General features: G+C 72.6%; 13 protein-coding genes. 8 read left to right on the top strand and 5 right to left on the bottom strand.

The window, feature by feature from the left end; genetic code table 11:
• Positions 1 to 144 precede the first annotated feature (144 nt).
• Complete coding sequence (locus IF99_RS0128040; protein ID WP_199806577.1) at positions 145 to 1,338, bottom strand: DUF2510 domain-containing protein; 1,194 nt, start codon at positions 1,336 to 1,338, stop codon at positions 145 to 147.
• A 212-nt stretch (positions 1,339 to 1,550) separates the two neighbouring features.
• Here IF99_RS0128040 and IF99_RS0128035 point away from each other — a divergent pair, with 212 nt between their 5' ends.
• Positions 1,551 to 2,030 carry an SsgA family sporulation/cell division regulator gene (locus IF99_RS0128035; protein WP_031000790.1) on the top strand — a complete coding sequence of 160 codons (480 nt, stop codon included), beginning with the start codon at positions 1,551 to 1,553 and terminating at the stop codon, positions 2,028 to 2,030.
• A 73-nt stretch (positions 2,031 to 2,103) separates the two neighbouring features.
• On the opposite strand, the gene IF99_RS0128030 is transcribed toward IF99_RS0128035, so the two are convergent.
• Positions 2,104 to 3,495, bottom strand: a complete 1,392-nt coding sequence (locus tag IF99_RS0128030) for an FAD-binding oxidoreductase (protein WP_031000788.1) — start codon at positions 3,493 to 3,495, stop codon at positions 2,104 to 2,106.
• Between the two features lie 403 nt (positions 3,496 to 3,898).
• On the opposite strand from IF99_RS0128030, the gene IF99_RS0128025 reads away from it, so the two are divergent.
• The 7 genes from IF99_RS0128025 (at position 3,899) to IF99_RS0127995 (ending at position 9,938) form a co-directional block, all read left to right on the top strand.
• A complete protein-coding gene (locus IF99_RS0128025) occupies positions 3,899 to 4,372 on the top strand; it encodes an Lrp/AsnC family transcriptional regulator (protein ID WP_031000786.1) in 474 nt (157 codons plus the stop codon).
• Between the two features lie 302 nt (positions 4,373 to 4,674).
• On the top strand, positions 4,675 to 5,322 hold the full coding sequence (locus IF99_RS0128020; protein WP_031000784.1) for an ABC transporter permease: 648 nt from the start codon (positions 4,675 to 4,677) through the stop codon (positions 5,320 to 5,322).
• Complete coding sequence (locus IF99_RS0128015) at positions 5,315 to 6,808, top strand: betaine/proline/choline family ABC transporter ATP-binding protein (RefSeq protein WP_031000782.1); 1,494 nt, start codon at positions 5,315 to 5,317, stop codon at positions 6,806 to 6,808. Before IF99_RS0128020 ends, IF99_RS0128015 begins: the two co-directional genes overlap by 8 nt.
• Entirely contained in the window at positions 6,805 to 7,767 is a 963-nt protein-coding gene (locus IF99_RS0128010) for an ABC transporter permease (RefSeq protein WP_031000780.1), read from the top strand. Before IF99_RS0128015 ends, IF99_RS0128010 begins: the two co-directional genes overlap by 4 nt.
• A 92-nt stretch (positions 7,768 to 7,859) precedes the next feature.
• Positions 7,860 to 8,795 (top strand): glycine betaine ABC transporter substrate-binding protein, encoded by a 936-nt coding sequence (locus IF99_RS0128005; RefSeq protein ID WP_051703728.1) that lies wholly within the window; start codon positions 7,860 to 7,862, stop codon positions 8,793 to 8,795.
• Positions 8,796 to 8,903: 108 nt separating this feature from the next.
• On the top strand, positions 8,904 to 9,515 hold the full coding sequence (locus IF99_RS0128000) for a winged helix-turn-helix domain-containing protein (protein ID WP_031000776.1): 612 nt from the start codon (positions 8,904 to 8,906) through the stop codon (positions 9,513 to 9,515).
• Between the two features lie 111 nt (positions 9,516 to 9,626).
• Positions 9,627 to 9,938 (top strand): hypothetical protein, encoded by a 312-nt coding sequence (locus IF99_RS0127995; RefSeq protein ID WP_234340892.1) that lies wholly within the window; start codon positions 9,627 to 9,629, stop codon positions 9,936 to 9,938.
• Between the two features lie 80 nt (positions 9,939 to 10,018).
• On the opposite strand, the gene IF99_RS0127990 is transcribed toward IF99_RS0127995, so the two are convergent.
• From IF99_RS0127990 to IF99_RS0127980, 3 genes are all read right to left on the bottom strand, one after another.
• Positions 10,019 to 10,810 (bottom strand): S16 family serine protease, encoded by a 792-nt coding sequence (locus tag IF99_RS0127990; protein WP_031000773.1) that lies wholly within the window; start codon positions 10,808 to 10,810, stop codon positions 10,019 to 10,021.
• Positions 10,811 to 11,257: 447 nt separating this feature from the next.
• The gene (locus IF99_RS0127985; RefSeq protein WP_031000771.1) at positions 11,258 to 11,902 is read right to left on the bottom strand and encodes an IclR family transcriptional regulator; all 645 of its coding nucleotides are present in this window, start codon (positions 11,900 to 11,902) and stop codon (positions 11,258 to 11,260) included.
• Positions 11,903 to 12,257: 355 nt separating this feature from the next.
• The gene (locus tag IF99_RS0127980; protein ID WP_031000769.1) at positions 12,258 to 14,048 is read right to left on the bottom strand and encodes a DEAD/DEAH box helicase; all 1,791 of its coding nucleotides are present in this window, start codon (positions 14,046 to 14,048) and stop codon (positions 12,258 to 12,260) included.
• Positions 14,049 to 14,299: the final 251 nt, after the last annotated feature.

Here is a 14,299-nt window from a genome sequence, read left to right as displayed (position 1 = left end):
CCGCCGGCCGGGGCGGGGCTGCCGGTGGTCGGAGCAGGGTTCCCGGTGGCCCGTGCGGGGTTCCCCGTGGCGTGAGGGTGGCTCCCGGGGGTGGCGTGGGCCGAGGGGGCGCCGGGGGCGGACCCTAGGGGGTGGTCGAACGGTTCACCTAGGGGTTCGTTGGGCCCCCCCGGTGGGCCCAACGCGCGAGGCTGCGGCGGGGTTCCCGGGCGTCCCCGGAGCGTGGCCCCCGGGGACGGCGGGGCCGGACGCCGCCTGCGGGTGCGCGGCCGATGGGCGCGCCGCCTGGGGATGCTCCGCCAGCGGGGGCACCGCTTGTGGCTGCTCCGCCGCCTGGGGGTGCGCCGCCAGTGGTTGCGCTCCGTGTTGCGCCCCCGGCGCCGGGTTCTGCTCCGCGAGCCGTGCCGCACGGGCCCGTACGGTGTCGTCCATGCCCGCCGGCTTGCCGAAGGCGACGCCGGCCCGCGCGGAGGCGCCGGGCTCGGGCGCGGGCTCGGGGCTCGCGGCCGGTCCCCCGGCCCATCCCTGCTCCCGCGCCCACTCCCCCGCCGCCCGGCGACCGCTCCTCGGGCGCATCGAGAGAGTGCCCTGACCCCCCGTCGTGGGGCCACCGCCCGCCGGAAGGGCGGGGTACGCGTCGGCTGCGCCGAGCGCGGGCCGCTCACCTGACCCCGTACGGCCCCCGGCGTCCGGCCCGGCACCGTCCGCACCCGCACCCTGAATGTGCGCCTGCCCCTGCTGCCCTTGACAGGCCCCCTGATAAGGCGTCACCGAGCCCTGCGGGCGCAGGCTCACCGTGCCCGTGCCCTCCGGGCGGGGCTGGACGGGCTGGGGGCGGACGGGTTCGAGCGGGGGCCGGGTGTCGTACGGCGGTTGCGGGACGTCGCCATAGGGGTTCGGTTCCACGGCGGCCTCGGGCGAGGCGGCGGGGTGCGGGACGCGGGGGTCGCCGCCCTGTTCCGGACCCGTGCCCCAGGAGACGCGCGGGGCCTGGCCCTGCGGGGTGTTCGCGCCCCAGGGGCCGGGGTCCTGCGGCGGTGCCGTGGGCTCGGGGCCGTAGAGCACGGGTGAGGTGGCGGTACGGGGGCCGTCGAAGAAGAGGGGCCCGGTCTCCTCGGGCGCGACCGGGCCCGCGCCCGGGGCGGGCTGCGGCTGCGCGGCCTGGCGCGGGTAGCCGGGAGGCGGGGGCGGGACCGAGCCGTCGGCGGGCGCGGGGCGGCTGGTGCCGGCGACCCACCCCGTACCGCTCCAGTAGCGCAGGTAGCCGGGGATGGAGGGATCGGGGTAGTACCCCTCGCCGGGGTACGCGTCGCCTGCTGCCGGAGTGGGGGCGCTCATCGTCCGCTCGTCCCGTATCTGCTCGGTGAGTGGGGTGGGCGTCCACATTTACCAGAACTCGGGCGTGTTGCGGGCCGGTCCGGCGGAGGTGGGGGCAATCCCGGCGGTTGAGCGAAAAACTTTCCGCAACCCGCGTAATGCTGTGCTGCGGCCGCCCTCTCTCCCGGTACGGGCCTCAGGTGGGCCGTCGCAGAGGCAGAAAGGGACCAGCCGTGGCGCACTCCGTCGTGGAACGCGAACTCGAACTCCAGCTCCTCGTCTCGCCGGAACGCACCGTCGCGGTACCCGCACGGCTGACGTACCGCACGGACGACCCCTATGCCGTGCACATCCTCTTCCACCTCAACTCCGAGTCCCCGGTGGCGTGGACTTTCTCGCGCGAACTGCTGATCGAGGGCGTCTTCCGGCCCACGGGCCACGGCGACGTGCGGGTGTGGCCGGCGAAGGAGGACGGGCGCGAGACGGTACGGGTCGCGCTCAACTCGCCGGACGGCGAGGCGCTCATCCAGGTGCCCGCGCTCCCGATGACGGCCTGGCTGGAACGCACGCTGCGGCTCGTGCCGCCGGGCACGGAGGCCGAGTTGCTCGGCATCGAGGAGGGGCTGGAGCACCTGCTCACGCCGCTGCCGGTCGAGGAGCTGTGGCAGCGGGACCGCGATCCGTGGCGGGAGGACGGGTGCGAGAGCGAGTGAGCCGCCCAGGCGCGGGGGTGGTCCCCTCCGCGGGCGCGGGGCCCCGTACCCGTACCGGCGGCTCCCCTCCCGCCTACAGCACCTTGCCGGGGTTGAGGATGCCCAGCGGGTCGAGCGTGGCCTTGAGCGCGCGCTGCACCTCCAGTCCGGTCTCGCCCAACTCGCGGGCGAGCCACTCCTTCTTGAGGAGGCCGACGCCGTGCTCGCCGGTGATCGTGCCGCCGAGTCGGAGGCCCAGGGCCATGATCTCGTCGAAGGAGGCGCGGGCGCGGCGGGACTCGTCCTCGTCGGTGGCGTCGAAGCAGACGGTGGGGTGGGTGTTGCCGTCCCCGGCGTGCGCGCAGACGCCGATGGTCAACTCATGTGCGGTGGCGATGCGTTCGACGCCTTCGAGGAGTTCGGCGAGGCGGGAGCGGGGCACGCAGACGTCGTCGATCATCGTGGTGCCCTTGACGGCTTCGAGGGCGACGAGCGACAACCTGCGTGCGGCTAGGAGGAGTTCGGACTCCGCGGGGGTCTCGGCGGGGACGACCTCGCTCGCGCCCGCCGCGTGGCACAGGGCGGCGACGGCGGCCAGGTCGGCGGTGGGGTCCGGGGTGTCGAAGGCGCAGAGGAGGAGTGCGGCGGTGGACTCGGGGAGGCCCATGCGGGCGTACGCGTTGACGGCGCGCACGGTCGTACGGTCCATGAGTTCGAGCAGGGACGGGGTGTGGCCGCCCGCCATGATCGCGCGAACCGCCTCGCAGGCGGCGGCCGTGGTGCCGAACTCGGCGGCGAGGACGAGTTGCGGGGCGGGCGCGGGTTTGAGGGCGAGGACGGCCCGTACGACGATGCCGAGGCTGCCCTCGGAGCCGACGAAGAGCCGCGTGAGGTCGTAGCCGGCGACGCCCTTGGCGGTGCGGCGCCCGGTGCGCAGGAGACGGCCGTCGGCGAGGACGACGTCGAGCCCGAGCACGTACTCGGCGGTGACGCCGTACTTGACGCAGCAGAGCCCGCCGGAGCCGGTCCCGATGTTCCCGCCGATCGTGCACATCTCCCAACTGGAGGGGTCGGGCGGGTAGTTCAGTCCGTGCTCGGCGACGGCGCGGGAGAGCGTCGCGTTGATGACGCCGGGCTCGACGACGGCGACGCGCTCGACGGGGTCGATCTCGACGATCCGGTCCATTTTGACGAGCGAGACCACGACGCATCCCTCGATCGCGTTCGCGGCCCCGGACAGCCCGCTGCGCGCCCCCTGCGGCACGACGGGCACGCGGTGCGCGGTCGCGGTCCGCATGACGTGCTGGACCTCTTCGGCGGTGCGCGGCAGCACGACGACGGCCGCCCGCCCGGCCGCGCAGAAGCTCGCCATGTCGTGCGCGTACGAGGCGACCACCTCGGGATCGTCGAGGACGGCGGTGGCGGGAAGTCCGGAGCGGAGGTCGGTGAGGAGCGCGGTTCGCGGGTCACTCGGCTGGTCCGTCATGATCCCCAGCGTGGCACCGGGGACGGGGGGACGGAAGCCCCCGGGCGACGGATCCCCGCGCGGCGTCCGGGCGGCGGGGCTCCCGCACGGCGTCCGGGCGGCGGGCTCCCACGGCGGGCACCGTCCGCACCGGGCACGCCCACGCCACGCACCGCCCACGCCGCGTACCGCCCCTGCAGGCGAGTGCCTGCGCGAAGTCCGGGCGGCGCACCCTTGCCCGTCCGGCGGTTTCCGCTCCCGGGCAGGCGCCGACCGCGCACCTGCCGACCGTTTCGTCCCGCATCTTGTCCACCCGGCTCCCCGAATGCCTGAATGAGACCGGCGGACCCGCCCCGCGTCACCGCCCTCACGCGGTACCGAAGCGCCCGCCACGGTCCAGGAGTACGAGAGCCAGGAGCCATTCATGATCGACGCCCTCGACGCCCGTCTTCTGCTGCTGCTCGCGCGTGAACCGCGGATCGGGGTGCTCGCGCTGTCGCGGCGGCTCGGAGTCGCGCGCGGGACGGCGCAGGCGCGGCTCGACCGGCTGCGGGCGCGGGGCGTGATCCGCGGGTTCGGGCCCGAGGTGGAGCCGGCGGCACTCGGGTATCCGGTGACGGCGTTCGCGACCCTGGAGATCCGGCAGGGGCGCGGGGAGCAGGTGCGGGCGCATCTCGCGCGGGTGCCCGAGGTGCTCGAACTGCACACGATCACGGGACAGGGCGACATGCTGTGCCGTCTCGTGGCCCGGTCCAACGCCGATCTGCAACGGGTCATCGACCAGGTCGTCGGCTTCGAGGGGATCGTGCGGGCCTCGACGGCGATCGTCATGGAGAACCCCGTACCGCTGCGGGTCCTCCCGCTCATCGAACAGGCGGCACACGCGGCACGCGACTGACCGCGCCCCGGGAGCCGCCCCGGCCGGAAGCTCCCCCGCCCGCGTCCCCCGTCGGCTCCCGTCCCCGCCTTCCCCGGTCCACCCTCCCTCGTCCACCCCGCCCCTGACCGCACCCCGCACCCCCGCGCTCCCGCGTCCGCACCCCGCGTCACCCCTGCCCGTGCCCCCCTGCCCGCCGTATGGCCGTACTCGGGGAGCGCGGCCCCTGCGCCACCCCCACTGTGGAGCGGTACGGGAGGTGCACGTACCGCCTTCGTGCGCGGTGGACCGGCCGGACGATGTCAGGAGTCAGGAGCGGTGGCGTGAATTTCTGGACCTATGTGGGCAACCGGCACGAGCAGTTGCTCTCGGACGCCTACCAGCACGCGAGCGCCGTCTTCCAGTGCATGGTCATCGCGACCGTCATCGGAGTGCTGATCGGCGTCTTCAGCTACCGCTCGGAGTGGGCGGGCAATCTCGCCACGACCACGACCTCGACGATCCTGACGGTCCCCTCGCTCGCGCTCATCGGGCTGCTCGTGCCGATCGTGGGGCTCGGCGTCGCGCCCACCGTCATCTCGCTCGTGCTGTACGGGCTGCTGCCGATCGTGCGGAACGCGATCGTGGGCCTGCGCGGGGTCGACGCGACGCTCGTGGACGCCGCGAAGGGCATCGGCATGTCCCGTACCGCCCGGCTCCTGCGGGTCGAACTGCCGCTCGCCTGGCCGCCGATCCTCACCGGTATCCGCGTCTCGACGCAGATGCTCATGGGGATCGCCGCGATCGCCGCGTACGCCTCCGGGCCCGGGCTCGGCAACGAGATCTTCCGCGGCATCGCCTCGCTGGGCAGCAAGAACGCGCTCAACCAGGTCCTCGCCGGCACCGTCGGCATCGTCGTCCTCGCCCTGCTCTTCGACTTCGGCTACGTCCTGATCGGCAGGCTCACCATTCCGAGGGGTATTCGTGTCTGACGCCTCCACACCGCCCCAGGGCGCCTCGGCGCCCTCAGCGACCGTCCCGGGCGCGCCCGGCGCGGGAACCACGAGCGGGGCGACGATCGAGCTGGAGAACCTCACCAAGATCTACCCGGGCACCACGGTCCCCGCCGTCGAGAACGTGAGCCTGGAGATCAAGGCGGGCGAGACCGTCGTCTTCGTCGGGCCCTCGGGCGGCGGCAAGACGACGCTGCTCAAAATGATCAACCGGCTCATCGAACCGAGCAGTGGACGGATCAGGATCGGTGGCGAGGACGTCACCGACATGGACCCGGTGAAACTGCGCCGGAAGATCGGCTACGCGATCCAGTCGTCCGGCCTCTTCCCGCACCTGACCGTCGCGCAGAACATCGCGCTCGTGCCGAGGATGATCGGCTGGCCGAAGAGCCGCGTGCGGGAGCGCGTGGAGGAGATGCTCGACCTGGTGGGCCTCGACCCGGCCGAGTTCCGGGGACGTTATCCGCGGCAGCTCTCCGGTGGTCAGCAGCAGCGCGTGGGCGTCGCGCGGGCGCTCGCGGCGGACCCGCCCGTCCTGCTCATGGACGAGCCCTTCGGTGCCGTCGACCCGATCACCCGCGATCACCTCCAGGACGAGCTGATCAGGCTTCAGCACGAACTGCACAAGACGATCGTCTTCGTGACGCACGACTTCGACGAGGCGATCAAGATCGGCGACCGGATCGCGGTGCTGCGTGATCGTTCGAAGATCGCGCAGTTCGACACCCCCGAGGCGATCCTGACCAATCCGGCGGACGACTTCGTCTCCGGCTTCGTCGGCGCGGGCGCGGCGCTCAAGCGGCTCAACCTCACCCGCGTCCGGGACGTGGGGATCACCGACTGGCCGACCGTGTCCGTCGATGACCCGCTCCAGATCATTTTCGACAAGCTCCGCACGGCCGGGCACAACGAACTGCTCATGCTCGATCGCCGCCAACGCCCCTACAAGTGGCTCAGGCGCGGTGACCTCAGCCGCGCCAAGGGCTCGCTCTCCCGGGCCGGGGCGTTCGTGCAGGACACGGTGACGCGGGACGCGACCCTGCGCGACGCCCTGGAGGCGGTGCTCACGGACAACGCGGGCCGCGTCGCCGTGACGGGGCGGCGCGGCGAGTACGAAGGTGTCGTCGATATGCAGACGCTGATGAATTCAGTGCATGAAATGCTCGAAGAAGACCGCTTGGAGGCGATCGAGCACCGCCACGAGCTGGACGAGATCCAGGAGGAGCAGGCCCTCGCACGCCACGGCCGGGTGACGGCGCTGGAGGCCGAGGAGGAAGGGGCGGGAACCTCGGGCGGTACGGGGACGCCCGCGCCCGGCGCCGCGGGGACGGCCGCGCCCGACGGGTCGCGCCGGAACCCCGGCGGGTTGCGGCCGGGGGGCTCGGCCGTCAGCGACGCGGGGCCCGAGACCGGGCGGGGCGAGTCGCGCCCCGAGCACCCGCACCGGGACGGTGGGGCCGGATGAGCGAGCAGGACCCCCGCCCGCGCCCCCGCGACCCGGCCGAGGACCGCGAGACGGCACGCGGCCACGACCCCGCCCCCGAGCGCCTCGCCCGCACCGCCACCAGGTACGACGGACCGCACCGCGCGCGCGGCGAGGGCGGCCCCCAGGACGACGGGCGCGAGGACGACGGGCCGCGCGACGAGCACGACGCGCCGCGCGGCGCTCGCGTCGAGCGCGCCACGCGCCGCATCGGCTGGCGCCCCCTCACCTTCCTGCCGCTCGTGCTCGCGCTCACCCTGTTCGGCACGTGGCTCTACTACGACACGGCGACGCTCGACGTGATCGCCCGCAACTCGCTCGGCGGCGGGAACATCTGGCTGCGGGTGCGGCAGCACATCCAGCTCACCGTCATCTCGACGTTCTTCGTGCTGATCATCGCGATCCCGCTCGGCATCCTGCTCACCCGGCAGCGGCTGCGCAGGGCCGCGCCCGTCGCGGTCGCCTTCGCCAACATCGGGCAGGCGACCCCGGCGCTCGGGCTCCTCGCGCTGCTCGTGATCTGGCTGGGCACCGGCGAGTTCCCGGCCCTCGTCGGCATCATCATCTACGCGATCCTGCCCGTCCTCTCGAACACGATCGCCGGCCTGCGCGCCAACGACCCGACGCTCCTCGAAGCCGCGCGGGGCATCGGCATGTCGCCGCTCATGGTGCTCGGCAAGGTCGAACTGCCGCTCGCGGTGCCGCTGATCCTCTCGGGCGTCCGCACCGCGCTCGTCCTCAACGTCGGCACCGCGACCCTCGCGACGTTCGGTGGCGGCGGCGGGCTCGGAGACATCATCACGGCGGGCATCACCAATCAGCGCATGTCGGTCCTCGTGATCGGCTCGATCCTCACGATCGTGCTCGCCCTTCTCGTCGACTGGCTCGCCTCGCTGGCGGAACTGCTGCTGAGGCCGCGGGGACTGGAGGTCAGCTCGTGACAGCGGGACTTTTCCGTCGGGGCAGGGGGGCGGGTCCCCGACCGGGTCTCAAGTACCCCCGTACCGCGGTCGCCGCGCTCGCCGGGGTGCTCGTGATCGGAGCGGCGGGGTGCGGGCTCACGAGCGGAAGCCCCCTCGTCGACGATGTCGGGCCGGGGACGGTGGGCCGGGGCGAGCCGCTCAAGGGCGCGAAGCTCACCGTGGCGTCGAAGGAGTTCACCGAACAGCTCGTGCTGGGCTCGATCATGGGCATCGCCTTCAAGGCGGCGGGCGCCGATGTCCTGGACCGTACCGGCATCCAGGGCTCGATCGGCGCGCGCGAGGCCCTCAAGAGCGGCACCGCGGACGCGATGTACGACTACACGGGTACCGGCTGGATCACGTACCTCGGCCACACGAAGCCGATCGTGGACCCGCACGCGCAGTGGGTCGCCGTACGCGACGCGGACCGGAGGAACGGCGTCACGTGGGCCGCGCCCGGACCCCTCAACAACACGTACGCGCTGGCGCTCAACCAGAAGAACGAGAGGAAGTACCGCACGAAGACGCTCTCCGACGTCGCCGCGCTGTCGAAGCGGAACCCGGGCGCCGTGACGCTGTGCGTCGAGGGCGAGTTCGCGGCGCGCGAGGACGGGCTCAACGGGCTCAAGAGGGCGTACGGGATGAACATCCCGAACTCGCGCGTCACCAAGATGGCGGGCGGCATCGTCTACACGCAGACCGCGAAGGGCGCGTGCGTCTTCGGCGAGGTGTTCACGACGGACGGCCGCATCAAGGCGCTGCGTCTCGCGGTCATGAAGGACGACAAGCACTTCTTCCCGAACTACAACGTGGCGCCCGTCTTCCATACGAAGTCGCTCGAAGAGCACCCGCAGATGGAGAAGGTGATGGCACCCATCACGAAGAAGCTGACGAACACGGTGGCACGGGAGCTGAACGCGAAGGTGGACGTGGACGGCGAGGACCCGCACGACGTGGCACGGGACTGGCTGGAGGAGGAGGGCTTCGTGAAGAAGGGAGGAGGGTGAAGGCGCGAAGGCGCTGTTCCGGGGCGGGAGTTCACCCTTACGGATGAACGCAAAGAGTTTTTGCAAAATCACGTTGCAAAGATTCTTTGCACGCTCTACGGTAGTGCCATGACCGAGGACCTGACCCCCGCCGAAGAGGCCGTCGCCCGGACGACGCGGCAGCTCGACGCCCGAGGGCTGCGCGGGCTTGCCCACCCCTTGCGGCTCCAACTGCTCAACTCGCTGCGACGCGGGGGCCCGGCCACCGCCTCGCAGCTCGGCAAGGAACTGGGCGAGTCGAGCGGGGCGACGAGCTACCACCTGCGCCAGCTCGCGGAGTACGGATTCGTCGAGGACGCCCCGGAGCACGGCAAGGGGCGCGAGCGCTGGTGGCGGGCGGTCGCGGACGAGATCAACTTCGACGCCCGCAGGGTCGATCAGGACGATCCCGAGATCCGCGGCGCGACGGCCGTGCTCCTCCACGAGATCGCCTCCACGCACTACCGCGAGACGACCTCGTGGGTCGCCGACCGCGACCGGTGGCGCGACACACCCTGGGAGGAGGCGGGGGTCTTCAGCGACAGGACTCTGCATCTCAGCGCGGACGAGCTGACGGAGCTGAGCGAGCGCCTGCTCGCCCTGCTCCAGGAGTACGACGACCGGGACCGGACGGAGGAGGGGCGGGCGGAGGTGCGGGTCCACCTCCACGCCCTGCCGGTCCACCGGGAGTCCCGCACCTGAGACACCGGCGACCCCCGGGCCCCGCGTCGGACCGCGCCCGCAGTCCGCACGGGTGGAGGGGATCGCGCACAACCCTGTATTCGAACTTACATTCCCTCGCACGTCGCAGATGTGCGCATTTCCGAGAGGCAGACCACCGTCATGTCCTACGACATCCACGGGAAGCACGTGCTCATGGGGGCCTTCGGCATCCTGGAGACCGACCACCAGTTGGTGCACGCCTACCGGGCCAGGGACCTGCGGGCCGAGGCCGCCGCCGACACGCTGGCCAGGGAGAGCGCGCGTCGCGCGGAGCGGCTGCGCCGAGCGGAACGAGTGCTGGGCGCGGGAGAGATACGGGGTCTGCGGGCGCGCTTCGGCTGGTCGCTCGTCGGCCTGGGGCTGCGGCTCGCGGTGTCGGGGCGGACGGTGGTGCGCACGTGAGGAGGGCAGGGCTCAGGCAGACGGGGACCGCGCGACGGGGTGCTGCGCGGTGCGGCGGGGTGCTGCGCGGCGCGATGCGATCAGCAGGTCGGTACCTTGCCGCCGTCGTCGAGCGCCCGGAGCGCGGAGACCGCGCCCTTGAGTGTGGCGACGGGGATGAGGCGGAGACCCTTGGGGAGTTCGGAGCGGGCGTCGGAGCACTCGTCTCTCGGCACGAGGAAGACGGTCGCGCCGTCGCGGCGGGCGGCCTTCGTCTTGAGCGCGACACCGCCGACGGCGCCCACCTCGCCGCTGTCGGTGATGGTGCCCGTACCCGCGACGGTGCGGCCACCGGTGAGGTCGCCGCCCTTGCCGTCGCCGTCGAGCTTGTCGACGATGCCGAGCGAGAAGAGGAGCCCGGCGCTCGGGCCGCCGACGTCGGCGAGGCGCAGCGTGACCTTGACGTTCTCGTCGGTGCGGCCCAGGTAGGAGAGGGCCGCGTTGGTGGCGTGGTCCTGGGAGGAGCGCATGTCGGCGAGGTTGCGCTTCTCGATCTCCTTGACGTCGCCGCCGGGGTAGACCGAACCACGCGGCATGACGGCGCGGTCGGTGCGGAAATAGCCGTCGACGACGTCACCGAGCTTGACGGTCGCGTCGGGCGCGGTGGCGAGGATGGTCGTCATCCTGAGTTGTCCGCTGGTACGGCGTTCGGGGGCGCCGCTGATCGTGATGACCTTCTGCCCCTTGTCCGAACCGAGCACGTTCGCCGTGGTCCCGGGCTGGGCGACGGTGAACGGCAGCGGCGCGAGCACGGCGACGAGGACCAGCGCGAGCACCGGCAGGACGCACAGGAGAAGGACGCGGGAGCGCCTGAGACGGAAGGACACGCCCACAATCTAACGCGAGCCACCCGGCCCCCGGCGTCCCCACCCGCGCCACGGCGCGGGGTCCCGGACGGGACGGCGGATCGGGAACCGGGTGCGAGGGCACTGGGCTCGGTGAGGACGTGGCCGAACGCGGGTGGCGGGGCACGGGTCGCCGGGGCGGGGTGCGGAGCGCGGGTCGCCGGGACGAGGGGCGCGGAGCCCGGGACGCGAGACGCGGAGCGCGGGTCGCGGCTCTCCGGTGGGGAAGGGCGGACGTCAACTGCGCCACCAGCACGCCAGTTGTTCGGCCTTTCCCTCCCCCGCAGCCGCCCCCGCCCAACCCGAGCCACAGCCCAGCACAGACAACACCCGCCGCCCCGCCCGGGCCCACCATTCCGCGCAAGGAGCCCACTCGGCGCGAGCCGCCCGTTCCGCCCGCGCCCCCGTTCCCCCCCCGTTCCACCCAAGTCCCGCTCAGTGCAAGGCGTCCGCTACCTCGCGGGCGGCGTCGACGACGCGTTGGGCTACACGTTCGGGGACAGAGTCGGGGAGCATCACGACGCCCACGCTGCCTTCGAGGCCGGTGACGCCGAGCAGGGGCGCGGCGGCTCCGCAGGCGCCCGCGTCGAGTTCGTCGCGGGTGAGGGTGCAGGTGGGGACGGTACGTCCGGCGGAGGTGCGGGAGGCGAGGATGGCCCGGCCGGCGGCGCCCTGGTCGAGGGCGTGACGGAAGCCGGTGCGGTAGGCGACGTGGAAGTCGGTCCAGGTGGGCTCGACGACGGCGACGGCGAGCGCGTCGCTGCCGTCGACGAGGGTGAGGTGCGCGGTCGCACCGATGTCCTCGGCGAGGGAGCGCAGCGCGGGCAGCGCGGCCTCCCGCACGAGCGGATGCACCTGTCTGCCCAGACCGAGCACACCGAGCCCGATGCGCGCCCGGCCGCCGAGGTCGCGCCGTATCAGCGCGTGCAGTTCCAGCGTGGCCAGGAGGCGGTAGACGACGGTGCGGTTCACCCCGAGCCGGGCCGAGAGTTCGGTGACGGTGAGACCGTGGTCGGTCTCGGCGAGCAGTTTGAGGACCTTGAGTCCACGGTCGAGCGTCTGAGAGGTCTCCGCGGTCACGACGCCCACTCCTTCGATGAGGTGCGGCGGGCCCCGACCGTACGGGCGCGGGGCCGCCGGTCCCGTCCGGCGCACGGCTCCTCGTACCCGGTCCGCCTGCGAGTCGCACCGGCTGCGCTCCGGGGCGACCCTGCCACGGGGCGTGTGCGTTGCCCCGGACAGTAGCGAGCGGTCCCCGCTCAGCGGAAGGCGTTGTCCAGTATCCGGGCGATAGCGGAGCCGGACCGTCCGCATCACCCCGTGAAGAACCCAGCATGTCCACGGAAAGCACACACTGGCAGGCGGAGCGGCGCGCGCCGCGGGCGGGAACTGCCCGCCCCGACCGCTCCGCCGCCGCTCCCCCGCGGCCGCTCCCTCACTTCATCCGGGTGGCCCACTCCCGCACCTTGTCGATGCGCTGCCGGATCTGCCCGGCCGTGGCCTCCGCGCTCGGCGGTCCGCCGCAGACGCGGCGCAGTTCGGTGTGGATCACGCCGTGCGGTTTGCCGCTCTGGTGGGTGTAGGCGCTGACGAGGGTGTTGAGCTGCTTGCGCAGTTCGAGGAGTTCCTTGTGCGAGACGACGGGCCGCCGCTCGGCGGGGAGTTCGAGAAGGTCGGCGTCCTCGGCCGGCTTCTTGCGGCTCGTCGCGATCTGCTTGGCCTGCCGCTTCTGGAGCAGCATCTGCACCTGGTCGGGTTCGAGGAGGCCCGGGATGCCGAGGTAGTCCTGCTCCTCCTCGCTCCCGGGGTGGGCCTGCATCCCGAACTCACCGCCGTCGAAGAGGACGCGGTCGAAGACGGCCTCGGACTCCAGCGCTTCGAAGGAGAACTGCTCCTGCTCGCCGGTGTCCTCGTCCTGCTCCTTGTTCGCCTCCTCCATCTCCTTCTCGGATTCGGCGTACGGGTCCTCCTCGCCGTTCTTCTTCGGCTTGTCGAGGACGTGGTCCCGTTCCAGCTCAAGGGCGTTGGCGTGGCCGAGCAGGTCGGGGACGGTGGGGAGGAAGACGGAGGCGGTCTCGCCGCGCCTGCGGGAGCGCACGAAGCGGCCGACGGCCTGGGCGAAGAAGAGGGGCGTGGAGATGGTGGTGGCGTAGACGCCGACGGCGAGGCGCGGCACGTCGACGCCTTCGGAGACCATGCGGACCGCGACCATCCAGCGGTCCTCGTTGTGCGAGAAGGTGTCGATGTTCTCGGAGGCGCCGGAGTCGTCGGAGAGGACGAGGGTCGCCTTGGTGCCGGTGATCTCGCGGATGAGCTTGGCGTAGGCGCGGGCCTGTTCCTGGTCGGAGGCGATGACGAGGCCGCCGGCGTCCGGGATGCCCTTGCGGACCTCGGTGAGGCGCTGGTCGGCGGCGCGCAGCACGTTCGGCATCCACTCGCCGCGTGGGTCGAGCGCGGTGCGCCAGGCCTGCGAGATCGCGTCCTTGGTCATGGGCTCGCCGAGCCGCGCGGCGATCTCGTCGCCCGCCTTCGTGCGCCAGCGCATGTTGCCGCTGTAGGAGAGGAAGATGACCGGGCGCACGACGCCGTCGGCGAGGGCGTTGCCGTAGCCGTAGGTGTAGTCGGCGGCGGAGCGGCGGATGCCGTCGTCGCCCTCCGCGTAGGTGACGAAGGGGATGGGGTTGGTGTCGGAGCGGAAGGGGGTGCCGGTGAGGGCGAGGCGGCGGGTCGCGGGTTCGAAGGCTTCGAGGCACGCCTCGCCCCAGGACTTGGAGTCGCCCGCGTGGTGGATCTCGTCGAGGATCACGAGCGTCTTGCGCTGCTCGACACGGTTGCGGTGCAGCATCGGGCGCACGCCGACGCCGGCGTAGGTGACGGCGACGCCCACGTACTCCTTGGAGACGGGGCCCGCGCTGTAGTCCGGGTCGAGCTTGATCCCTATGCGTGCGGCGGCCTCGGCCCACTGCTTCTTGAGGTGCTCGGTCGGGGCCACCACGGTGACCTGCTGCACGACGTGGTGGTGCAGCAGCCAGGAGGCGAGCGTGAGCGCGAAGGTCGTCTTCCCGGCGCCGGGGGTGGCGACCGCGAGGAAGTCGCGCGGTTGTTCCTGGACGTACCGCTCCATCGCGGCCTGCTGCCAGGCGCGCAGCTTCCCCGCCGTACCCCAGGGGGCCCGGCCGGGGAAGGCGGGAGAGAGGTGGGAGGAGGAGGTGGGGGTGGTAGTCACGTTCTCCGCTGAATCAGGCTCGGCTGCGTGGACGAGCAGCCACCCTATCCCCGCCCCCGGAACGCGAAGGGCGCCCGGCACGAAGGGAGGGCACGGGTGCGACGGGCGTCACACCGAGGACGGCACAGGGCGTGGGCAGGAGGTCACGAGCGAAGCCCCGGAGACGGGGCGGTCGCCCCGGGGCCGCGCCCGATCTGCCGGGAAGGGGCGCACTCGCCCGGCAGGGTGCAGCAGGCTCGGTTGGCGACAGG

The organism is Streptomyces sp. NRRL F-5630, from assembly GCF_000719475.1.
Taxonomy (GTDB): domain Bacteria; phylum Actinomycetota; class Actinomycetes; order Streptomycetales; family Streptomycetaceae; genus Streptomyces.
This window is presented reverse-complemented; position numbering and strand designations above follow the sequence as displayed.